General features: G+C 54.7%; 23 protein-coding genes and 2 pseudogenes. 12 read left to right on the forward strand and 13 right to left on the reverse strand.

All coding sequences use genetic code 11. From position 1 onward, the window contains the following. Nucleotides 1-135: 135 nt before the first annotated feature. The 5 genes and pseudogenes from MGMAQ_RS20390 to MGMAQ_RS11065 form a co-directional block, all read right to left on the reverse strand. The gene (locus MGMAQ_RS20390; RefSeq protein WP_082085387.1) at nt 136-270 is read right to left on the reverse strand and encodes a PAS-domain containing protein; all 135 of its coding nucleotides are present in this window, start codon (nt 268-270) and stop codon (nt 136-138) included. A 30-nt stretch (nt 271-300) separates the two neighbouring features. After that, nucleotides 301-767, reverse strand: a pseudogene (locus MGMAQ_RS20395) (IS5 family transposase); the annotation flags it as partial. Between the two features lie 28 nt (nt 768-795). Beyond that, the gene (locus MGMAQ_RS11055; RefSeq protein WP_046020182.1) at nt 796-1,617 is read right to left on the reverse strand and encodes an IS5 family transposase; all 822 of its coding nucleotides are present in this window, start codon (nt 1,615-1,617) and stop codon (nt 796-798) included. Nucleotides 1,618-1,695: 78 nt separating this feature from the next. Further along, nucleotides 1,696-1,995 (reverse strand): annotated as a pseudogene (locus tag MGMAQ_RS11060) (transposase); the annotation flags it as partial. A 35-nt stretch (nt 1,996-2,030) separates the two neighbouring features. Next, the gene (locus tag MGMAQ_RS11065; protein ID WP_046021592.1) at nt 2,031-3,758 is read right to left on the reverse strand and encodes a transporter substrate-binding domain-containing protein; all 1,728 of its coding nucleotides are present in this window, start codon (nt 3,756-3,758) and stop codon (nt 2,031-2,033) included. 104 nt (nt 3,759-3,862) lie between these two features. Here MGMAQ_RS11065 and MGMAQ_RS11070 point away from each other — a divergent pair, with 104 nt between their 5' ends. Then, a complete protein-coding gene (locus tag MGMAQ_RS11070) occupies nt 3,863-4,831 on the forward strand; it encodes an IS30 family transposase (protein WP_052716331.1) in 969 nt (322 codons plus the stop codon). Nucleotides 4,832-4,945: 114 nt separating this feature from the next. Here MGMAQ_RS11070 and MGMAQ_RS20405 read toward each other — a convergent pair. The 6 genes from MGMAQ_RS20405 to MGMAQ_RS11105 all read right to left on the reverse strand — a co-directional run bounded on the left by MGMAQ_RS20405 (nt 4,946) and on the right by MGMAQ_RS11105 (nt 9,238). Next, nucleotides 4,946-5,895, reverse strand: a protein-coding gene (locus tag MGMAQ_RS20405; RefSeq protein ID WP_252508621.1) for an IS630 family transposase whose coding sequence is annotated in 2 segments (ribosomal slippage) — nt 4,946-5,553 and nt 5,553-5,895 — 951 coding nt in all. Because the reading frame shifts where the segments join, the coding sequence is not laid out codon by codon here. Nucleotides 5,896-6,123: 228 nt separating this feature from the next. Then, on the reverse strand, nt 6,124-6,402 hold the full coding sequence (locus MGMAQ_RS11085) for an aldo/keto reductase (protein ID WP_046021593.1): 279 nt from the start codon (nt 6,400-6,402) through the stop codon (nt 6,124-6,126). Nucleotides 6,403-6,507: 105 nt separating this feature from the next. Beyond that, the gene (locus MGMAQ_RS21060) at nt 6,508-6,648 is read right to left on the reverse strand and encodes a hypothetical protein (protein ID WP_158498837.1); all 141 of its coding nucleotides are present in this window, start codon (nt 6,646-6,648) and stop codon (nt 6,508-6,510) included. A gap of 243 nt (nt 6,649-6,891) precedes the next feature. Then, nucleotides 6,892-7,272, reverse strand: coding sequence for a Rap1a/Tai family immunity protein (locus MGMAQ_RS11095; RefSeq protein WP_046021594.1), 381 nt, complete (start codon nt 7,270-7,272; stop codon nt 6,892-6,894). Nucleotides 7,273-8,317: 1,045 nt separating this feature from the next. Then, the gene (locus MGMAQ_RS11100) at nt 8,318-8,800 is read right to left on the reverse strand and encodes a hypothetical protein (protein WP_046021595.1); all 483 of its coding nucleotides are present in this window, start codon (nt 8,798-8,800) and stop codon (nt 8,318-8,320) included. Nucleotides 8,801-8,929: 129 nt separating this feature from the next. Continuing rightward, nucleotides 8,930-9,238, reverse strand: a complete 309-nt coding sequence (locus MGMAQ_RS11105) for a hypothetical protein (protein ID WP_046021596.1) — start codon at nt 9,236-9,238, stop codon at nt 8,930-8,932. Between the two features lie 9 nt (nt 9,239-9,247). On the opposite strand from MGMAQ_RS11105, the gene MGMAQ_RS11110 reads away from it, so the two are divergent. Then, complete coding sequence (locus tag MGMAQ_RS11110; RefSeq protein ID WP_082085391.1) at nt 9,248-10,102, forward strand: ankyrin repeat domain-containing protein; 855 nt, start codon at nt 9,248-9,250, stop codon at nt 10,100-10,102. A 134-nt stretch (nt 10,103-10,236) separates the two neighbouring features. Beyond that, a complete protein-coding gene (locus tag MGMAQ_RS11115) occupies nt 10,237-10,620 on the forward strand; it encodes a hypothetical protein (RefSeq protein ID WP_046021598.1) in 384 nt (127 codons plus the stop codon). A 100-nt stretch (nt 10,621-10,720) separates the two neighbouring features. Here the strand turns inward: MGMAQ_RS11115 and MGMAQ_RS11120 are convergent, their stop codons facing one another. Both MGMAQ_RS11120 and MGMAQ_RS11125 read right to left on the reverse strand, forming a co-directional pair. Continuing rightward, nucleotides 10,721-11,746: an aldo/keto reductase gene (locus MGMAQ_RS11120; protein WP_252508622.1), complete on the reverse strand. Its 1,026-nt coding sequence runs from the start codon at nt 11,744-11,746 to the stop codon at nt 10,721-10,723. Between the two features lie 140 nt (nt 11,747-11,886). Continuing rightward, entirely contained in the window at nt 11,887-12,216 is a 330-nt protein-coding gene (locus tag MGMAQ_RS11125; RefSeq protein WP_046021599.1) for a TusE/DsrC/DsvC family sulfur relay protein, read from the reverse strand. A gap of 274 nt (nt 12,217-12,490) precedes the next feature. On the opposite strand from MGMAQ_RS11125, the gene MGMAQ_RS11130 reads away from it, so the two are divergent. The 9 genes from MGMAQ_RS11130 (at nt 12,491) to cynS (ending at nt 22,637) form a co-directional block, all read left to right on the forward strand. Continuing rightward, nucleotides 12,491-12,730 carry a hypothetical protein gene (locus tag MGMAQ_RS11130; protein ID WP_046021600.1) on the forward strand — a complete coding sequence of 80 codons (240 nt, stop codon included), beginning with the start codon at nt 12,491-12,493 and terminating at the stop codon, nt 12,728-12,730. A gap of 259 nt (nt 12,731-12,989) precedes the next feature. Further along, on the forward strand, nt 12,990-14,249 hold the full coding sequence (locus MGMAQ_RS11135) for an ABC transporter substrate-binding protein (protein WP_052716333.1): 1,260 nt from the start codon (nt 12,990-12,992) through the stop codon (nt 14,247-14,249). Between the two features lie 43 nt (nt 14,250-14,292). Further along, nucleotides 14,293-17,415, forward strand: coding sequence for a bifunctional diguanylate cyclase/phosphodiesterase (locus tag MGMAQ_RS19625; RefSeq protein ID WP_052716334.1), 3,123 nt, complete (start codon nt 14,293-14,295; stop codon nt 17,413-17,415). Nucleotides 17,416-17,419: 4 nt separating this feature from the next. Then, on the forward strand, nt 17,420-17,827 hold the full coding sequence (locus MGMAQ_RS11145; RefSeq protein WP_052716335.1) for a DUF2141 domain-containing protein: 408 nt from the start codon (nt 17,420-17,422) through the stop codon (nt 17,825-17,827). A 309-nt stretch (nt 17,828-18,136) separates the two neighbouring features. After that, nucleotides 18,137-18,709: an ANTAR domain-containing response regulator gene (locus MGMAQ_RS11150; protein WP_046021601.1), complete on the forward strand. Its 573-nt coding sequence runs from the start codon at nt 18,137-18,139 to the stop codon at nt 18,707-18,709. A 165-nt stretch (nt 18,710-18,874) separates the two neighbouring features. Beyond that, nucleotides 18,875-20,353: a CmpA/NrtA family ABC transporter substrate-binding protein gene (locus MGMAQ_RS11155; RefSeq protein ID WP_198409113.1), complete on the forward strand. Its 1,479-nt coding sequence runs from the start codon at nt 18,875-18,877 to the stop codon at nt 20,351-20,353. A 35-nt stretch (nt 20,354-20,388) separates the two neighbouring features. Next, nucleotides 20,389-21,237, forward strand: a complete 849-nt coding sequence (ntrB, locus tag MGMAQ_RS11160; RefSeq protein WP_046021602.1) for a nitrate ABC transporter permease — start codon at nt 20,389-20,391, stop codon at nt 21,235-21,237. A 21-nt stretch (nt 21,238-21,258) separates the two neighbouring features. Then, the gene (locus tag MGMAQ_RS11165; protein WP_046021603.1) at nt 21,259-22,152 is read left to right on the forward strand and encodes an ABC transporter ATP-binding protein; all 894 of its coding nucleotides are present in this window, start codon (nt 21,259-21,261) and stop codon (nt 22,150-22,152) included. A gap of 41 nt (nt 22,153-22,193) precedes the next feature. Continuing rightward, a complete protein-coding gene (gene cynS, locus MGMAQ_RS11170) occupies nt 22,194-22,637 on the forward strand; it encodes a cyanase (protein ID WP_046021604.1) in 444 nt (147 codons plus the stop codon). Nucleotides 22,638-22,699 lie beyond the last annotated feature (62 nt).

A 22,699-nucleotide genomic window follows, 5' to 3' on the forward strand; every position in this document is an offset into this window, starting at 1 on the left:
ATCGAACTTTGCACCAGAAAAAAAGAATTTCTCGCTTTCATTAGGTAGGTAACAAACACCTAACCCGAATTATTCATGAGTCTCCCTGGCATCGCAACGGCCGAGGGCCCGTGGCCGTTGCGATGCCAGGGAGACTCATGAATAATTCGGGTTAAGTAAATCAGCAGGAAGCCCCAACATTTCAGCGAAGCGTTTGTTTGAAACAACCACGTCCATATTCTCATTCGTATAGCAAATTCCACCCGGCATATTTTCCATGGCAATGCGCAAATAAGCTTCCTTTTCTGCTAGGCTCAGGACTCATAACCAGAAGATGACGGTTGCGGCGATGCAGATTGCGCTCATGAAGGTATGGGCGCAACGGTCGTAGCGGGTGGCGATACGCCGCCAGTCCTTGAGCCGACCGAACATGCGCTCGATCAAGTTTCGCTGCTTGTAGAGGGCTTTATCGTAAAGGATTTCCTCTTTGCGGTTCGAGCGACCTGGAATGCAGGGCTCGATGCCGAGATCAAGCAGGGCCTGGCGGAAACGGTCGCTGTCGTATCCCCTGTCGGCGATCAGGTCGTCGGCATCAGGGAATGCAGGGAGCATGGTGTCGGCGCCGCGATAGTCGCTGACTTGTCCTTCGGTCAGCAGCAGGATCAGGGGCTTTCCATCGGCATCGCAGGCGGCATGCAGTTTCGAATTCAGGCCGCCCTTGGTGCGCCCGATACGGCGGGGAACAGCCCCTTTTTGAGCAGGCTCGCCGCCGTCCTGTGGGCCTTGAGAGTCGGACTCAGAAAGAAGCTTTCGAGTTCAATCTCTTGCTAGACGCCGGGTGAGCTGGCGTATACTGGCGATGGTAATCCAAGCGACGGCGCTTTCGATGGTCGCCTCGAAATCCTTGGCCAGTCTACGACACCGACCGAGCCAAGCGAAGGTACGCTCCACGACCCAGCGCCGGGGTAGAACCTCGAAACCGTTTGCCGCATCGGAGCGCTTGATCACTTCAATGGTCCATTGTCCGATCTTTTCCAGCGCGCCGCGCAGCTTTTGTCCAGCATAGCCTCCGTCAGCGAAGACATGGCGTAGCCAAGGGAGGCGGCTGCGAAAGGAGGCGAGGATCCCGGGAGCACCGTCGCGATCCTGGATATCCGCCTCGTGCACCATGACGGCAACCATGAAGCCTTCGGTATCGGTGACGATGTGACGCTTCCGGCCTTTGATCTTCTTGCCTGCGTCAAAGCCCCGGGGGCCGCCGCTCTCCGTGGTTTTCACGCTCTGGCTGTCGATCACTCCGGCACTTGGGGAGGCCTCCCTGCCCATCGCCTCGCGTGCCGCCATGACAAGATGATGATTGATCGTCGCCCACCGACCGTCGTCGCGCCAATCGTAAAAATATCCCTGTACCGTCGAATAGGGCGGAAAGCATTTCGGCAACAGTCGCCACTGACATCCACTCGCCGCGATATAGAGCAACGCATTGACAACCTCCCGCAAATCCGTCTCGCGTGGCCGACCCAATCGGTTCGCCTCGGGTAAATGCGGCTCGATCCATTCCCATTCCTCTTGTGTCAGGTCGCTTGCATACCGGCTGTTGTTGCGCTCATACTTGGGACGAGTGGTCTCGGTCCACATCTTGTGTCTCCTTCATTGTTTGGTCACAACGATAGAATCACAAGTGACTGATTCCACTCAACTCTTTTTCAGCCAGCCTCTGAGATGGGTGGCGTCGATCATCACCGTATGGGTGGCCGTGCTTTCGGCGGCCAGGGTGGCGAAGATCCGGTCGAACACTCCGGCCTCGCTCCAACGGACGAAGCGGTTGTACAGGGTCTTGTGCGGTCCATAGGCGACGGGCGCGTCACGCCACATCAAGCCGTGGCGAAGAACATGGATGATGCCGCTGATCACCCGCCGGTCATCGACGCGCGGGACGCCTCTTGTTTTGTTCGGCAGCAACGGTTGAAGGCGTTCGAATTGTTTGTCGGACAACCAGAAATGATGGCTCTGCATCGGCTTTCCCCTCCCTAAAATTCCAGGGAAGGGAATCATGTCCACCGACTATTGGGAATCCCTTTTATGGGTCCTGAGCCTAAGGCTGCCTCGACTTTTTTTCTTTCTGCAATCTCGCGTCCAAGTTTTCGGTTCCAATAAACCATGACCAATAAGAAGGCCAATATGCCTGCACCGATTTTAGATAAAAATATGTAATCGACGGCTTGCTCAATACTAATTTTCACCCAATCATCATAGATTTTTTTCTTTGTTTTAACGTCGATGCGCGCAATCACTTTGTTGAGAATAGAAAGAAGTTCTGGGTCTGAATTTTGAACCAAAATACTATGTCTAAATTCAAATTCAGTAATACCGATAATCTTTAGGTTCCGCAAGTAAAGGGCCTCCATGTTGTAGATAGAGACAAGCTTATGTCCGATAAAGACATCAGCTTCACCTGAGGAAACAAGAGAGAGTGCTTTTTCAATGCTTGTGGTTGCGCGAACGTTCAACTCGGGGAAATTCTCTTTGATGTAATTGTAGCTTGTATAAAATTTTGGTATAGCGAGCGTCATACCTTCAAGGTCTTCGGGACCATTGACAAAGTTGGCATTGTTGCGTCCAACGATAACAAGGGGGTATCTTGAATAGGCATCTGAAATTAGTCCCAATGCTCTTTCATTGGCTGAGTTACCAACACCGGGAACGATATCAAGTTTTTGCTCACCAAATTTTTTCAATACATCAGGCCATGAGTCTGCTGCAACAAAGTCGAAGCGAATGCCTGTTTCCTCAGAGATAATGCTTAGATAATCACCCATAACCCCAGTCATTGTTCCGTTTTCAATAATGGACATAGGCTTCCAGTTTACTTCACTATAAGTCACAACTGGGTGGGCTCTTAACCACTGTTTTTCTTTCTCAGAAAAGTTGATCTTTGTTTGCCCCGTGTTACGGATTTCATAAAGGGCACCATTGGAAGCGAAATGGGTTTGGAATAGCTTATTCCTTGCTCCATCATCGATGGCTTTAAGGCTCTTTTGTAAGATATCGCGTAGAGGTTCATCTATTTTTTTAACCGCCATGCGGAGTGTATTTTCATCATCACGATGAAGTCCCGTAGCAGCCACTACCTTTAAGTTGGAAAGTAGATTTTCTTCCAATAAAACGGTTACAACGCTGAGACTTTCAATAAAACCGTCTGCATTCCCAAACGATACGGCAGTCATTCCATCAAGAGCACCATCTACATGGGTGCGAGTAATGTTTGGATAACGTTCCTTTATCAGGTGATCAAAAGATGTATCGGCAATTGCGGCAAGGCTAAGACCTCGAAGATCATCAAGGTTGTTTAATTCTGTACGATCTTTGTGAAGCACCAACGCAGCAGGGTTGACCGCATAGCCATCTGTGAATAGCATTGTTTCGCTACGTTCAGGCGTGAAATACACAGCAGGGAGAACATCAATATTCCCAGCATGAAATTCTTTGATAAGATCTGGCCACGTAAGACCATTAACAAATTCGATATTAAGCCCAGCAATTTCTGCTGCCTTTTGGATCATATCAATTGAAAAACCATAAGGCTGGCCATTACGCACATAATCAAAGGGTGGCCAGTCTGTTTCATTGGCGATTTTGATTGTTGGATTCTGTTTGATCCAATCTTGTTCCGTCTGAGTGAGGGAAATACTGGAATTACTACCGATTGCGATAGACGGCTCTATAAAAAGAGCTGCAATCAGCACCCCTATGGCAATGATATGTGATTTGAAAAACAAATATAGTATCCCCAGTCCAAATTATCTTGTCTAGCAACTATAAGCTGCTAAGAAAGCCCTAGATTCAGACCCCAAGTGCACCACCCAGGTATGCTGGGAACGCTATGGGACAGAGATATGCACACGTCAGCTTGGACGAAAGATGCGAGATTTACCGTCTGCATGCAGACGGTAAATCTCAACGGGCCATTGGGCGGCTGATGGGCCGCTCGGCCTCGACCATTGGCCGGGAATTGAAGCGCAACGCGCTGCCCCGGGCCGGATACAAGCCGGCCATGGCCGAGCGCATGGCCTGGGCGCGCAAACGCCGCCTGCCGAAAATCGAGCGCTTGAGCCCTCTGAAAACCCACATCCTGGATGCGCTTGCTATGGAACAGAGCCCGGAGCAGATCGCCGGAAGGCTCAAGCTCGAAGGATCAGAGCATACCGTCAGCGCCGAGACAATCTATGCCTGGATCTACGGGCCCCACGGGCGGCGGCGGAAGCTCCACCGCCTGTTGCCGCAGGCCAAATCCCGTCGCGGACGACGGGCCCGAAAAGGGCGGCGCGATCCGCCGATCCCCGACCGGATGCCGATCCATATGCGCCCGACCAAGGCCCATCTGCGCGCCGAGCCGGGCCATTGGGAGGCCGATCTGGTGCATTTCCGCAAGCAACGGGCCTGTCTGCTCACCTGTATCGAGCGGCGGTCTCGGCTGCTGCTCACCGCGCCCCTTCCAGACAAAACCGCCCGCACCACCGCCGAGGCGCTGGCCGGTTTGCTCAATCGGGCGCCCAAACGGGCCCGGAAAACCGTCACCCTGGACAACGGCGGCGAGTTCTACGACCACAAGAGCCTGCCTGTGCGCGCCTTCTTTTGCGATCCCCATTCCCCCTGGCAGCGCGGCTCCATTGAGAACGCCAACGGCGTCCTGCGCCGCAGCCTGCCCAGGCACATTCGCCTCATCAAATTCTCCGATCAAGACATCGAGGACATCACATGGACCTACAACACAACGCCCCGAAAATGCCTCGGTTTCCTCACGCCAATCGAGGCATTCGCCAAATCAATCGGTGTTGCGCTTGTAATTTGAATCCAGCAGCCTTGATATTTATATCAGTCTTCGTGAGATTTGGCAAATTTGTCCTATCTAGAGAATTGTGATTAATACAATTATGAGCACCTTTAATGCTAGAGCGTTTCCCACTTACTCTGGTTCATAACCAGCAGCGGAGAAGAAGTTTCGCGCCTCTGCGAGTGTGATGGCGTCGATGGCCGAGGCGACGGCATCCCAGAGGTCTTCGAGTTTCCGGGCGGCGGTCTTTTTGAGGAGAGCCTTGATCTTGGAGAACGCCATCTCGATCGGGTTGAAGTCCGGGCTATAGGGCGGCAGGAACAGCAAATGGGCTCCGGCCTGTTCGATGGCCTCGCGGATGGCGCTCGGTTTGTGGGCGGGCAGGTTGTCCAGAATGACGATGTCGCCGCGCCGGAGCGTCGGCACCAGGGCCTGCGTCACATAGGCCTCGAAGGCCACTCCGGTCATGGCGCCGTCCAGGGTCATCGGCGCGGTGATGCCCGAGAGGCGCAACGCCCCAACGAAGGTCGTCGTCTTCCAGTGGCCGTGCGGGATCGGTGCCCGGCAACGCTCCCCCCGCGCCGACCGACCGCGCAACCGGGCCATCTTGGTCGATACCCCGGTCTCGTCGATGAACACCAGGCGCTCCGGATCGAGGTCCGGCTGCCCGTCGAACCAAGCCAATCTGCGTTGCTTTACGTCTGGTCGTTCCTGTTCGGCGGCATGCGCCGTCTTTTTTTGAATGTCACCTCGTGGCGAACGAAAAACCGGTCCACCGCGCTGGTCGACGTCTCGACACCGTGGTTGACCCGCAGGTGCTCGACAACCTCGGAAAGCGTCACATCCGGTCGGGCTTCCACAAGCGCCAGGATCTCTTCGTAAAGGCCTTCCAACGGGCTGCGCGGAGACCGACTGCCCATCTTCTCCGGCTCCCAGCTTCCGGTGCGCCGCCAACGGGCCACCCAGCGGATCGCCGTTGCCTCGCCGACACCGTAACGGCGGGCCGCCGCCCGCCGCGTCATGCCACTGTCAACGGCTTCAACCACACGCCTGCGCAAATCGTTCGAGAGAGGTCGCGTCATAAGGGCTGGCCTCCTTCTCCAGCCCTTAGCTTGAATCACAAATCCGCCTCAAAGGGAATCCCTTGTGATTCAATCTTTCTGGGAAATGCTCTAGGCCGTGGACTCAATTGATCTGAGCCAGACGCGGATGGCGGCCAGTTTGACCATGGCGAGGAAGTTGGGGTTACGGTGACACTCCACTAATTATCGGCAGTCCGACCTTTCCATGCCCTGCCTTCAAGCACCCCCCTACCCCCGCGCCAGCCGTCCCCGCACCGGGTAGGCTGGGTCCGTGTATCCTGGGGTGGAGGCATGGCCGGGCGCGACCAGGCCGTCGACGATGGCCTCGTCCTCTGGGGCCAGCACATGGGCCAGGGCGCCCAGGTACTCGGTCCATTGGTCGAAGGTGCGGGGACCGGCAATGGCGGAAGCCACCAGGCGGTTGTTCAACACCCAATTGAAGGCGAATTGGGCCGAGCAATCAAAGGGGTCACAATCAAAGGGGTCAGAGTAAATCGATTTAGGCATTTGCCGCCTCCCGATATTTTTTTGACCTCAGATCCTCACCTCTGGGAATTGGCTCTATACGCCTGTCCGTCATTTTTTCAATCAAAGGGGTCAGAGTAAATCGATTTAGGCATTTGCCGCCTCCCGATATTTTTTTGACCTCAGATCCTCACCTCTGGGAATTGGCTCTATACGCCTGTCCGTCATTTTTTTGATTTCACCCTTGAAGCGATCACCGCCGAGTACCCAGCCTTTGTTGGTGTTCAACCGGATCTCCTCCAGCGCTCGATCCGGAATGCCTTCCTTAAAAAGACCCTGATACGCCTTTCGTCTTTGCCCGCCAGAATGGCCAAGGGTGTCGTAACAGGGGTGCCCAGTTATCAATTTAATCTGACTCCATTGGTCATAAACTCAAAGGAGGAAAAATCGAAAAAAGCCGCATAAACTATCCAAGCCCCGGAGCGGCTACTGTCAGGTGATTACCCTCTCTGTACAATTAATGAGACAATGCTACAAGCAAGGGTATACATTCTTGTAGTATGTGACGAGAAATAGCTTTGCTGGCCATCCTTTTTGAATTGGGTTATCTTCAAAGTACTTTAATGATAGATTTTTCATCTGATCTTTTGTTAGCTCCACATCTTCGCAGGAAGAATCCCGCCCTCTTTTATCGTTAGAATATTTTATTAGATAAATTACAGACCCCATCTGAAAAGAGCATATTGCCTGGCTAGCGCTGTCCGACGATTCACATTTCTCTTTTAATTCCTTCTGGGTAATTGTCAAAGCATGCGCGATAGTCTTTATTTGCTCTTTTTCTAATTCTTCTGCCTGAGAAAAATTGGCGGCCAGCATCATGGCCAAGGAAAATGTAAGCAATTTTAGTTTCATGGTTTCCGCCTGTATTTTTTAGAGCATCTCTAGACACCACATGATTTAAACCGTTTTGATTAGGTGTCAAACTACATATTTCAATAGAGAATAGATCAAGGCTCCCATATTCCTCCTGTTTTTGGCACTATTTCTATGGCCTCAACCATTCATGGGAATGGTCTTTGTTGCAGGGATTGGAACTAATCTGCTCCAACATCCTTTTTCCATGCCGTGAAACTCCAGCATAAGGCGGCGATCAAAATCGCCCCGAAGTCCGCCCCGTTTTGATTCACCCTCCGGGTGGGCCATACATGCCGCGGCATCATTTGCTCACCATATCAGTTCATATAGAAAATTATCCTTCTTGCGGCATGAATGATCGGGATCACTTGGAAAATAGGGGACAAGAACCTCGGGAACATGGTCACGGCCCTGGATGGCGGCGGCGTGGACCAGGAGTTCGAGGCGTATTTGGGAGCTTGACGCCCGTTAACATTTGATAGATTGACTGCCCAGGTGCGTGTCGGCGAACAATGCATTGAAAGTTGATTTCTTCTGAGCCAGATCCCCCGCCGACCGTGATGTGATAAGTGTCTCGTGTATGGAGTGAACCCAACCACCCCTTCATATAGAACGCGCACGCGGAAGACCGGAACACGATAAAAAAGCTTTCTATACTTTGATCACCCGGCCGTGTTGCCGACCACCCATCGGCTTGGGCCGTGCAGTGTTCACCATTGGAAAATGTAACCGTGACACGCGGGCGGGTTCCACCTTCCATTGATGGATGGGCTTGGACGGTCCCTTCATCTGACTGGCACAATGTTGTTTCTGCCGCCTTTAGCGGGAGTGTCATCAGAAGGAAAATCATCGACACGAAAACACATTTCACAAAGGGCATAACCAACTTTCATTTGTATCGCTTGATGTGAAGTCCCCGCCATTGTGTGTCGACCGTGTTGTGAAAAGTTCGCCTCTCGGCGTTCAGGGCCCTTGCTCGTGTACGACTAAACGTGGCTCCCATCTCTTGCACATGAACCAGTCACCCACGGTGTTTAAAGGCCTAAAGTCTCTTCCGGATCGCGGATAGAAAAGGTTTAACGCTACAAAATGTTTGTTGCGAACCCAACATTGCTGAGCGGCTCCAATGGTAAGTCACGTCGTCATACATGAGTTCATTGAGCGCTCTGTCGATCAACTCCTTGGGCGTTTCAGCTTGTGCATCCATGACAGCCCAAGCGCCCCTGTGCATATGCTCAAAATGACTCCGATATGTTTTGTCTGTCCATATTTCCAGTATCCCGAGGCTGAGAATGGACGCGATGTAATGAATATCAAGTATAATTAAGAGATAATTCTTGAAATTCTGAGTGTCCACGATTTTAACCAGCTCCGCAATATCTTCTTCCTGGCGGGCTTTTGTGGCGTAATTAAAATAAAAATATGGCCAGATTTCAATGGTCAGGAAAATGCGATCCCATAAGGTTTTGTATTTCGGCCGCCTTGGGATTTGCAAGAGGGTGAATTGCTCCCGAATACGTGTCATGAAAATGTTTCTGTAGGCAGCGCGCACTGAGGGTCCCGGTTTTGTCAAAAGTATGGCCCGCCGGACCTGACGTGATCGTTTCCCATAAGGTCGCGCCTGTCCGATGGGTCCAATTGGACCCGACACGCACTAGGGGCGCGCACAGGTTTCGTGTGCGGCTTTCAGGAGGTCCCCCACCGTCCGGATCGTCTCGAAAACGCCATCGGCTATGCGGCAATTTACGGTTTTTTCAAGAGAATCCCGGACCCCCAGGATGCGAAAGTCCATACCCAATTGAGTGGAGGCCTCCGCTACCTTATAGAGGCTTGTATCGTTCTGAACTTGCTCAAGTGGCAACTCGTAATAGTGAGCCACGGCATCGCGAATGGCTGTGTCCAGGGTCGGGGCAGCGACACCTCCAGCCAAGGCATAGGTCTGTCCAAACAACAGGACCATCATAGCTAGCCCATGAACTCCATATCGCAAAATGGTTTGCCTCCTTCTCTCAAAAACTTAAAACCTATTCAGGCCATCAATTTGGACCGGCAGCATATCACCATATTTTTACCAATATCATATTTAAACATCGAGCACCCCCATCCATTGGCGTCGGAGTCACGCATGTTCAAATTTCTTTTCGCTCAGCTATTTCTCATTGGTTCGTTCTCAACCTTTTGCTTGTTCATGGTGAGTGCCGACACCCTTCACGAGGCTGTTGAACGCAAGGATATCGCGCAGGTGAAGGCTCTTATTTCGAACGGAGAAGACCTTAGTACCGTGGATCAAAGCGGCCTGACCCCACTTCACTGGGCGATCATTCGCGGACGGACCCCCATTGCCAAGCTGCTGATTGACCAGGGTGCGGATATTCACGCCAAGGGAAAAAACGGTCAAACACCGCTCTATTTTGCCGCTGGAGGTGGCCATCTTAAAATTGCGGAATATTTGATTTCCAAGGGGGCGGACGTCAACACATCGGTGGTGGAGAACAGCGCTGACGTGAATGCCGAAGTTTTTGACGGCTTTACGCCTCTTCATATTGCTATTTTTCGAGGACGTCGTACGGCTCTCGATATGGTCGCGTTGCTTGTGACCAATGGCGCGCACATCAACGCAACCAACCGATCAGGGTATACGCCACTGCATTTTGCCGCGCATATGGGAAGTTTGGTTCTTATCAATTTGCTTATCGAAAAGCAGGCCGATATCCATGCCCAAGACAAGAATGGAAGAACACCTCTTGATCTTGCACAAGAATTTGGTCACGGCCCCGTTGTTGACACTCTAAAGATGGCTCAACAGCCCGATACATCGACACGATGATTATTAGAGCCGATTTTATCGATGAGGATAATATTGGCGAAACACGGCCTGGTCCAAATGGGCAGTCCTGATTCTAGCAAGAGAATTTCCAAATCTGACAAATAACCACACCTTCACGGCGGTGGGAGAAAATCATGAAGATGTTTCTAGATATCGATGGTGTTTTACTCACTCGTCAGGGTGGATTGTCAGTGGGTGCGGAGATTTTTCTGAGGCATATTGTAGACAAGCATGAGGCCTATTGGCTGTCCACAAGGACGAATAATGGAACCCTCGATGGTGCCCGTAAGGCCTTCCATGGGTTACTTCACATTAATTTGATTGAGCGTATTCAGCCCGTGCGCTGGACAACGTTAAAAACCGAGGCCCTGCCGTTTGGGACAGAAAACTGGCTGTGGATTGATGACGAACTGATGTTTGTTGAACGCCAACAATTGGAGGCCGAAAACGCCCTGGGGAATTTTTTGCGTATTAACCTCAGAAAACAACCTGATATCCTCAACACATTGCGGTTTTAAACGGGCCCCTTGCTCAAGGGGCCGAGCAGAGACTACGAATATTTCGGTGACACTCCACAAAATAGCAGGTTGCGACGACAAGGGTACCTCATCAGCCCCCCTACCCCCGCGCCAGCCGTCCCCGCACCGGGTAGGCTGGGTCCGTGTATCCTGGGGTGGAGGCATGGCCGGGTGGCACTAGGCCGTCGACGATGGCCTCGTCCTCTGGGGCCAGCACATGGGCCAGGGCGCCCAGGTACTCGGTCCATTGGTCGAAGGTGCGGGGACCGGCAATGGCGGAAGCCACCAGGCGGTTGTTCAGCACCCAATTGAAGGCGAATTGGGCCGGAGTCATGCCCCGGGCCACGGCATGCTCGCTGAGTTGTTGCGCTAACACTAGGGACTCGGGCCGGTATTCCGTTTGCAGGATGCGGCGGTCCTGCCGCCCGGCGCGGGAGTCCGCCGGCGGCGTCCCACCGGGTTCGTACTTGCCGCTGAGGACACCCCGGGCCAAGGGGCTGTAAGGCACCACGCCCAGACCATGATAGAGACTGGCCGGTAGGGTCTCCACCTCGGCTTGCCGATTGAGGATATTGTACAGCGGTTGCACGGCCACCGGACCCGGCACGCCCAATCGCTGGGCCGTGGCCACATAGTCAGCGATGCGCCAAGCCTTGAAATTGCTCATGCCCCAATAGCGGATCTTTCCGCTTTGGATCAGGCCCGCCAAGGTCAGCACCACCTCCTCCACCGGTACGGCTTCGTCGTCGCGATGGAGATACAGCAGGTCGATGGTGTCCGTATGCAGACGGCGCAGGCTGCCCTCGACCCCTTCGATCATCCACTTGCGTCCCAGCCCCCCCTGATTGGGGCCCTTGCCCATGGGGCTGCCGGTCTTGGAGGCCAGAACCCATGAGTCCCGGTCCGCAGCGATCAGGTCCGCCAGAACCTCTTCGCTGCGGCCATTTTGATAGATATCCGCCGTATCGACGAAATTGACCCCCACGTCGCGGGCCGAGCTCATGATCCAGTTGCAATCATCAGCCTCGGTCGGACCACCGAACATCATGGTCCCCAGGCACAGCCGGGATACCTTCAACCCACTCGCCCCCAGGCGGACATATTCGATATTGTCACCTAAGTTCACGGGCTGCCCCTCCCATTCCCACACGACCAATTCGGGATAACCATCATAATACATAATCAGGATGAAAAATAGGCCCGAGACAGAAAAAGCCCCGGGAAACAATTATCTCCCGGGGCTCTTCAATGCGATATGGGTGGAACTCAATACCCACCCTTGCGCTTGGTTTCCGGCAGCCCGGCGACCTTGGTCCCCTGTTTTGATGGCTGCATGGGGAACAGCGTAAAGAGATCCTTGGCCGAGATCTTTTCACCCCAGGCCGCCGACATGGCCTTGACCATGGCGCGCTCGTTCGGCTGATTGCCATTGTTGTCAAAGTACTCTTCGCGCAGGAAACGGATCAAATCCCAATGGCGCTCGGTCAATTCCCCCAGGCTCTCCGCCTCGGCGATCTCCCGTGCCATGTCTTCACTCCAATCGGCGGTATCGACCAGATAGCCATTGGCAGTCTTTTCCACGTCCGCGTAACCCATTTTCTGTTTCCTCCTATATATCGGCCGGATCCCCTGTCCTTGAACGGACTCCGGCCCTGTCTTGGAACAGGTCCTATAATCGGCATCACGCCACCAGATTTCAATGGTTAAGCCACCTGCTTTTCATCGATCAAGACCCCACCGACAATCAACAAAACATGCCTGGAATTCGCGCCATTTCTCCATCATGCGAATTGTAACTTTTCTCAATTGTCATCTTCCTGTAACATTTTTGTAAGAAAACCTTCTCATTCAGGGCATGAGGCATTTGTGAATGGATTTGTTCTTTTCGTTGATCGTGATCGCATGCAGCAATCCGATCTGCCATTACGTCATGCCGCCGACAAACTACAAATCCGAAGAGCAATGCCGCATCAATGCCGCCATGATCGCAGGCATGAAAAGAGCCGACAACTTCGTCGCCTCGGGAAGCCCGTTCACTTATGAGTATGAGTGCCACCCGGTGGTTCAAGTATCCCAGGCCCCTTTGAATGATTCAGGCGGGACCAAGTAGGGTTCCCTGTCTTACCGAAAACGGTATGAGCGCCGCTCCAGATCAACCAGGACATGTCAAAACACTCGCCTTTCCTTGGATGAGTGGCTAAAACCCATTGATTTCACATTAAAATGTGTTCTTTGCCGAATTTATGGGCCAAAATTCCGGGTCCGTTGCTCCGGGTTTTTCATGGCGGGTTCTGCCCCGCATTCCAACCTAAAAACATGTCAAAAGTATCCACTGGACCCGGATGGTCAAATTTGGAGGAGACGTGACAATGGTCCGCAACCCAGGTGTGTCCGGTCGGCGATGGCGCTCCTGTCTGATCACCCTGCTGATGTTTCAGATGGTGTTACCGATTGCCTGGCGGGCCAAGGCGGAGACCCCCGCCCCGTACCATATCTACATCGATGCGGATTGGACCCATTCGCTGCCTTCGAGCCGGGCAATCGAATGGGGAATCAAGACCGCGCTGAGGGCCATTGATAATAAGATCAGCGGGTTTCCCATGGAAATCCGCCGCATCGACCATCGCGCCAATACCAAGCGCCATTTGAAAAACCAGAAAACCATTCTCGCCGATGACCGAGCCTTGGCCGTGTTTACCGGCCTCCATTCCCCTCCCTTGCTGGCCAACAAGCAATTCATCAATACCAACGAGATCCTCACGTTAGACCCCTGGGCCGCTGCCGGTCCCATCACCCGAAGCCCGGAACCCAATTGGATCTTCCGACTCTCAGTGGATGATGCGGTCGCCGGACGTGTCATCGTCGAGCACGCGGTTAAGAACCGAGGCTTTAAAAACCTGGTCTTGATTGCCGAGGACACCGGTTGGGGCCGTTTCAACAACAAAAACATGTCGGCCATGGCCAGGGAGCTAAAGGTTGAGCAATTTCAGGTTCTTTGGTCCAATTGGGGCATCTCGAAACCGGCGGCGAAAATCCTCTTGAGACAGGCCACCAATCGGGGGGCGGATGCCATTCTCCTGGTCACCAATCCGGCTGAATGCGTTGTCTTCGCGCAGGCCGCGATGGAACTGGAGCCCTCGCTCCGACGTCCTTTCCAAAGCCATTGGGGATGCAGCAGTGGCGGATTTGCGGGAAAGATCGGCCCGGAGGCTCTCAACAGCTTGGACATGGAGTTCATTCAAAGCCGTTTCTCGTTCCTATGGCAGCCAAACATCGCTCATGCAGGTGACGTGCTGAACGTCACCCGCCAGATGTTTCCCGAGTTGATCGCCAAGGCCGAGGACATTCGGCCCCCGGCCGCCTTTATCCATGCCCACGACCTGACCATGCTCCTGATTGCCGCGGCAAAACAGGCCAAGCTGACCGGAGACCTGGCGACGGATCGACAAAACCTGCGCGAAGCCCTGCTGGATTTGAGGAAGCCGGTGCGCGGGCTGATCAAGACCTATGAAAAACCCTTCAGTCCCTGGTCCCCGGAGAATTCCGATGGCCACGAAGCCTTGGGCCGCGAAGACTACGTCATGGCTCGATACGATGAACAAGGCCGCATTCTGATGGAGCCTCGGTGATGATCCACAGCGCTGATCGGCGGTTGACCGGGGTTCAAGGGCCTTGATCCGAAAAAAAATCCCCATTGGTTGGTTACTGGGCCTGATTTCCATCGGCGGCATGTTGGTGATCGGCGGCGTACTGGGTCTGGTGACACTGAAAAGTTTTGGCGGTGCGTTTGAACAACATGCGGCCCGTTTGACCCTTTCCCAAACAGAAACATCGATTGCCGGGATCCACGAGTTCGTGAGAACCCGAACCGACATGCTCCGCGACATCGCTCACTCCCCGCTTCTCTTGCAGGGAGTCATGCAGCAGGAAACCGGCCTCCCCAACGCGGTCGATCATTTGGAGAGTTCACGTTTGGCCGGGCAAAGGGTTCGGCTGATGCTGTTTGATTTTGAAGCCATGCCAATCCATGACACGGCGGCCGCCCCCAGGCAGCCCCCCAAAGAGATCCTCACGGCGCTTTTGGAAAGCGACAGCCCCACATTAGCCCGCTTTTCATGGTTCCCTGGGGGGAAAAGCGCCTTATGGCTCGGTGCCTCCATATCATGGCGTGGCAGCACCGAAGGTGTTCTGATCGCCGAAATTCCCATGGACCGCATGGGGTTCTTGAGCGCGCGGATGTTCTCCACCGGGCATGGAAAGCTGGAAATCCTTCAAGACAGCAAAACCCTGTTTTCGGACTCTTGGCAAGCAATGGGGAAGACCATTGGACGAGGACTGCCCCAGTTAGGAGTCCAAATTCGGTATACCTCAGATTTGAGCCAGATCCGCCGTGAACAGCAAGAGCTGGCGGTCAATTTGATCTTCGTCGGCAGTCTCTTGGTGGCGGCAATCGGTTTGATCACCTTTTGGGTAGGACGCCGGACCCTGGTCCAACCGCTGCTCAAAATCGAACAAATGACAGCCCGGATCATCAATGGAGAATCGGTTGAATCAGCCAGCCTCAAATCACATGTGGTTGAATTGCAGAGCCTGGGCCGCCGGTTTGATGAAATGGCCCGAGAAACCCAATTAGCCCGCCAGCACCTGCAAAGTCTGGTCGAGGCACGGACACAGGCACTGAACAAAGAGCTCCAAGACAAGAAGACGGCCACAATGGAACTGCGTAAGGTTTCGGCCTTGCAATCGGCCATCCTCGAAAGCGCCACCTATGCCATCGTCACCATGGATCCCTTGGGCACCATCATGTCCTTCAATCCGACAGCCGAGCGCATGTTTGGATATAGGGCACCGGATATGATCGGCAAACGATCGGTCCTGGTGCTGCATCGCCATGAGGACTTGGTCAAAAAATCGGAAACGTTGAGCCGTGAGCGCGGGCAAACCATTGCGTCACCCTTCGACGCCCTCACCTTTGTCGCGGACCGGGGCCGCGTCGACGAAACCGAATGTCATCTGGTACGGCGCGGTGGTGGGACTTTTCCCGCGCGGCTGACCATTACCCGACTGGGCGACCGCGACGATCTGGTGGAAGGCTATATGGCCGTCTCTTCTGATATCACGCAACGCAAAGAGACCGAGGAAAAGCTGCAACTGGCCCATGAGATCATTCAAAAAGCCGGCGAAGCGGTCGTGATCACCAACCCGTCCGGACAGATCATTGATATCAACCCGGCCTACGAGAAAGTCACCGGATATCACCGCAAAGACATTCTGGGGCGCAATCCGAGCATGGCCAAATCGGGACGTCATGACGCGGCCTTTTACGCCGATATGTGGACCACTCTCAATGCGACGGGCCGTTGGGAAGGCGAAATCTGGGACCGGCGTGCCAGTGGAGAAATCTTCCCCAAATGGCTTGGTATAAACGCCATCAGAGATGATGATGGTCATGTGAGCAATTATGTGGGCATTTTCACGGATATCAGCGCTCAGAAATCCACCGAACGGAAGCTCGAGCGGCTGGCCTTTTTCGACCCACTGACAAAGCTGCCCAACCGGGCCTTGTTCCGAGATCGCCTGACCCAGGGCTTGGAGATGGCCCGGCGGGATACCCATCCTTTGGCGCTGATGTTCATCGACCTGGACCGTTTCAAGAATATCAATGACAACTTGGGCCACGATGTTGGCGACGAAGTGTTGATCGCGGTGGCGCAACGGATCAAAGGATGCCTACGCAAGAGCGATACGGTGGCCCGCCTGGGCGGTGACGAATTCACCGTCATCCTGCGCGACCCCGGAGACAGCGTGGATCTGGGCACCCTGGCGGACGATATCATCGGAGTTTTGACCAAGCCGTTCCATATCCGCGAACAAGACCTGTTCATCGGCGCCAGCATTGGCATCGCCTTGTTCCCGGAGGATGGAGCCGACGACGAAACCCTGATGAAGAACGCTGACGTGGCCATGTATCAAGCCAAGCAGGCCGGACGCGGGACCTATCGCTTCTTCACCAATGAGATGAACGATAACACCGGTCGCCGCATTGCCCTGGAAGCGGATCTGCGGACCGCCATCGATCAGGACCAATTGGCTCTCCACTACCAACCGAAAATCGCCTTGGAGAATAATCGGATTATTGGCTTCGAGGCTCTGGTCCGTTGGAATCACCCCACTAAGGGCATGATTTCACCAATCGAGTTTATACCCCTGGCCGAAGAAACAGGCCTGATCGTTCCCTTGGGCGAATGGGTATTGAAAACGGCCTGCACGCGGATCAAAAATTGGCGAACCAAGCTCAATGAAGATCTGACCATCGCCGTCAATCTATCCGCCCGTCAATTCGAAGACCCTTTACTAACGGAAAAGATCGAAGGAATTCTGACAGAATTGCACCTGCCCAGTAGCGCTTTGGAACTGGAAATTACCGAAAGCATCGCCATGGCCGATGTGGAACGAACCATTGCCGTCATCGATGGCCTTAAATCCCGTGGCCTGAGGATCTCCATTGATGACTTCGGTACGGGCTATTCATCGCTCAGCTATTTGAAGCGCTTCCCGCTGCATTCCTTGAAAATCGACAAATCCTTCATCCACGGTCTGGCCATAGCCTCGGACGACGAGGCTATCGTCACCGCCATCCTTTCCATGGCCCATAGCATGAACCTCAACGTCATCGCCGAAGGGGTAGAAACGGAAGACCAACTCAGCTTCCTGCGCACCAATGACTGCGAAGAGGTGCAGGGTTATTTCATCAGCAAACCGATACCGGCCGAAGATGTTGAAAAAATGCTTTAGCCTTATGGCGCTGTTGGGTCTGACAGCAAGCGGCGTGCAGGCAGATGACGCCATGATTTTGGAAGTGCGCGTGGAAAAAATGGAAAATACCGAAGGCCGGGTCGTCGTGGCGCTATTCACCGACGCCAAAAGTTTTTTGGAAAAGGCATTGATCGACCAGGCCGTTGCCATTGACGGGGACCAGGCCGTCGCCCGTTTCGAAGGTCTGGCTCCAGGAACCTATGCCGTCTCGGCCTATCACGATATCAACGACAATGATCGCCTGGACCGCAATTTCCTTGGCCTGCCGTTAGAGCCCTATGCGTTCTCCAATCAAGCGCCGGTTAATCTGGCCCCGCCCACCTGGGAGGCAGCACGGATTGTCCTGGATGGACCGTTTAAACGGATCGTCATCCGTTTGGGCGAACACTGATTGAGCGGAGTCTCGACTGAACCGCCCATTCAAAGTGCACTTACATCGTGATCGCTGCCTCCTCAACACACAAATCAGGCCCACCGAACGGCTAATGCCTAATTTTTAGCCACATACATCTTTTGGGGCACAACAAAGCTCATTGAACAGGCATTTTCCAACACCGGAAATAATTACTCTTTATTTTGCAACATACTACCGTATGGCATGCCATTTGCTATCTATCGTCAAACATGGAACGAGAGCCAATAATTACGGCAACAATAGGCAGAGCCCACCGTGACACTCACATTGAAAACCCCCGTTGGTTTGAACGTCCTTCTCTGCGCCAAGGGGGAGGAGCGTGGGGCTCAGCTCGAAAAAGTGTTGCTTGATGCCGGATACGGATTGGCCGTGCGGTTGGACGATCCCGCCAAGGTCATCGAAATGATCCAGACGACCGAGCCGGATTTGTTGGTCTTCGCCCATCCAAAGCCGGCCGAACCTGAATTTAAAGTCATCAGCGACATTCGCGCGACCCTGCCCCGCCCCATTCTCATGTTCAGCGAAGATGGGACAACGGCAACCATGCGGGCCGCAGTGGCTGCCGGAGTCAATTCTTATGTCTTGGTGGGCGTCAATGCCAATCGGGTGCATTCGGCCATTGATCTGGCCTTTGCCCATTATTCGGAAGCCCAGGAATTGAGGGGCGAACTGGCCAAGGCGACCACGGCGCTGGCCGAACGCAAAATGATTGAACGAGCCAAGGGCATCATCATGAAGACCAAGGCCCTGGACGAAGAAGAAGCTTATGCCTTCATGCGCAGCACGGCCATGAACCGCGACATGCGGCTGGCCGCTCTCGCCAAAACGGTGATCGAGGCCCATGAACTGGTGAACTAATTCCGCGCGAGATCCCCAAGGACGGGGATCGAACGTCCATTAAAAACCGACGGGCTAATGGCGGTCTCGAGGTTCCCAGCAGGCCAACGTCGGCCTCGCACCGTGGTGATGGATTCCACTCGTAGAGGGATTCCGCGCCGCATGTGAAGACAGACGGAGTACATTATGGGAGCTTTTGCCAATCCCTTTGATCCGGACAAGGTCCTTTGGGCCGGTTGTCCCTGTGGGCAGCATAAATCGCTGCTCGAACACCAGATGGCCATGAGCGGCCAATCGGAATCCCGGTTTGCCTGCGAGACCATTGAACCGGAAGCCGAAACCGCGATCAACACGCCGATGATGGCCGATAGCGCCATCGACGACGATGAACCCGATATGCTCGACCAGGAAGCGGTCATGGAGCGGGCGGTGGAATCCGCCGTGCTCAACGGCATCTTCGGCAACGACATGCAACGCCGCACTTTCTTGCAGGCGGTGGGCGCCGGAACCGCCGCAGCGGCTATTTCCCAGTTCTTCCCGTTGCAGGAAGCCAAGGCGGCGGTGCTCGACAATCTTAAGGGCGGCCCGCTGGAAAAGAAGCATCTCAACGTCGGCTTCGTGCCCATCACCTGTGCCACGCCGATCATCATGGCGCACCCCATGGGCTTCTATAAGAAGTACGGCCTGGACGTGGACGTCATCAAGACCGCCGGTTGGGCGGTGGCCCGCGATAAATCCCTTTCCGGGGAATACGACGCGGCCCACATGCTGACCCCGATGCCCCTGTCCATCACCATGGGTGCCGGTTCCACGGCTCATCCTTGGACCATGCCGGCCATCGAAAACATCAACGGACAGGCCATCACCTTGGCCAACAAGCACAAGGACAAGCGCGATCCGAAGATGTGGAAGGGCTTCAAGTTCGCCGTGCCCTTTGAATACTCCATGCACAACTTCCTGCTGCGCTACTACGTGGCGGAACATGGCCTGGACCCGGACAAGGACATCCAGATCCGCGTGCTGCCGCCGCCAGAGATGGTCGCCAACCTGCGGGCTGGAAACGTCGACGGCTACCTGTCGCCCGATCCGTTCAACCAGCGGGCGGTCTACGATGGCGTTGGCTTCCTGCATGCCCTGACCAAGGAAATCTGGTCCGGCCATCCCTGCTGTGCATTCGCCTCGAGCGAAAAGTTCATCAAGGAAGCGCCGAACACCTTCCTGGCGTTGTTCAAGTCGATTCTCGAAGCGACGGCCTATTCGTCCAACAAGGCCAACCGTGCCGAGATCGCCAAGGCCATTTCGCCCAAGAACTATCTGAATCAGCCGGAAACGGTGGTGAAGCAGGTTCTGACCGGTCGTTTCGCCGACGGTCTGGGCAAGGTCCGCAACGATCCCGACCGCATCGATTTCGATCCGTTCCCCTGGCATTCCATGGGTATCTGGATCATGACGCAGATGAAGCGGTGGGGCTACGTCAAGGGCGACGTGGACTACAAGGGCGTGGCCGAGCAGGTCTATCTGGCCACCGATGCTCAGAAGCTGATGACCTCCATGGGTCAGACGCCGCCTGACAAGACCTACGACAAGCACACCATCATGGGTAAGGAATTCGATCCGTCGAAGCCCGAGGCCTATGTGGATAGCTTCGCCATCAAGCGCGGATAAAACCGCGTGATTTCGGCAGAAAGGAGTTCATTCCGATGACTATTTCACCACGACTTCGGGCCTTTGTCCTCTCGATCGCCCTGTTTTCCGTCTTTGCCATCGTCTGGCATGTGGCGGTGCTGGCCCCCGAGCAGACCATCCCGGAGGGAATGGACCCCGAGTATGCCGAAATGATGGGTTTCACCGGCGGCACGAAGGGGGGCTCGTCCATACCGGGCCCCCTGGAGGTCGGCGGCGCCATCTGGGAGCATGTTTCCGATCCCTTCTACGACAACGGCCCCAACGACAAAGGCATCGGCATTCAGTTGGCCTATTCTCTGGCCCGGGTGCTGGTCGGCTTCTTCTTTGCCGCCATCCTGGCCATTCCCCTGGGCTTTTTGATCGGCATGTCGCCGATGTTCCATCGGGCGCTGGATCCGTTCATCCAGATCATGAAGCCCATCTCGCCCTTGGCCTGGATGCCGCTGGCCCTTTACACCATCCAAGATTCCGGCATCTCCTCCATTTTTGTTATTTTTATCTGTTCGGTCTGGCCCATGCTGGTCAATACCGCCTTCGGCGTGGCCTCTGTGCGCAAGGAGTGGCTGAATGTGGCTCGCACCTTGGAGGTCGGACGCCTGCGCACGGCGCTGTTCGTCATCCTGCCCGCTGCCGCGCCGACCATCATGACCGGCATGCGCATCTCCATCGGCATTGCCTGGCTGGTCATCGTCGCCGCCGAGATGTTGGTGGGCGGTACGGGCATCGGCTACTTCGTCTGGAACGAGTGGAACAACCTGTCCATCACCAGCGTCATCAGCGCCATCTTCTTCATCGGCGTGTTCGGCATGGTGCTGGATCTGATCCTCGCCACCATCGCCAAGTTCATCACCTACACCGAATAACCCGAGAGCGGAGATCGATCCATGACCCTGCCCGCCCCGAAAATCAGTATCGAAGGCCTGGAACGCCGCTTTCCCGCCCCCGACGGCAAGGGCGCCGACGTCTCGGTGTTCAAGGATCTCTATTTCCATGTCCAGGAAGGCGAGTTCGTCTGTCTGATCGGCCATTCCGGCTGCGGCAAGACCACCTTACTCAACATCCTCGCCGGGCTCGACGAAGCCAGCGCCGGGGGCGTGGTGGTCAACGGCCAGGAAATCAGCGGCACTTCGCTGGATCGAGCCGTCGTATTCCAAAGCCATGCACTCATGCCTTGGATGACGGCCCTGGGCAATATCGCCTTCGCGGTAAAGTCCCGTTGGCCCAAGTGGAACAAGGAAAAAATCCGCCTCCACTGCCAGAAGTACCTGGACATGGTGCATTTGAGCGGCGCCGAGGACAAGAAACCGGCCCAACTGTCCGGCGGCATGAAACAGCGCGTGGGCATCGCCCGGGCCTTTGCCATCCAGCCGCAAATCCTGCTGATGGACGAACCTTTCAGCGCCCTGGACGCCCTGACCCGAGGCTCTTTGCAACAAGAATTGCTGAGCATCTGCCAGGAAACCAAACAGACGGTGTTCATGATCACCCATGACATCGACGAAGCCATTTTGCTCGCCGACCGCATCGTGCTGATGACCAACGGTCCGGAAGCCCAGGTCTGCGAAATCGTTGAGAACACCCTGCCGCGCAATCGCACCAAGCATGACATGCACAAGCAGGCCAACTACTACCCCATGCGCAACCATCTGATCGAGTTCCTGGTCAACCGTTCCAAGCAGTTCAAGGACGAACTGGCGGCCAGCGACTACGACCCCAAGCACCCGCCCATCGCCCGGCCCACGCGAGAGCCGGAACCGCCGATCCGCGGGGCGGCCTAACGCTTTTTCAATCACCAAGACAACCACAGGAGAGCCCGAAAATGAATCGCTTGGATGTGACGGAGAAGATTATTGCCACCAAATTGGCCAAAGACCTCAAATGGGCCGATGTCGCCAAGGAAATTGGCCAGTCCAAGGAATGGGCCACCACCGGCCTGCTGGGCCAGATGCAGATGAACGAGGAAGAGGCGGCCACGGCGGCCAAGATCTTCGACCTGACCGACGAGGAAGCCAAATGGCTGACCACCTGCCCCTATCGCGGTGGGTTGGGCCAGTCGGTGCCCACCGACGCCCTGGTGTACCGTTTCTACGAAATCATTCAGGTTTATGGTCCGACCATCAAGGCGCTGATCGAGGAAGAATTCGGCGACGGCATCATGTCGGCCATCGATTTCTCCATGGATATTTCCCGCGAGGAAGATCCGAAAGGCGATCGAGTCATTGTGATGCTGAACGGCAAATTCCTGCCCTACAAGCGCTACTAAGACACTAAAAACCGAAACCGGCGGGTAACGGCGCCCGCCGGCCCCCTATTCCCGATCATCGG

The sequence above is a fragment of the Magnetospira sp. QH-2 genome (assembly GCF_000968135.1).
Lineage (GTDB): Bacteria > Pseudomonadota > Alphaproteobacteria > Rhodospirillales > Magnetospiraceae > Magnetospira.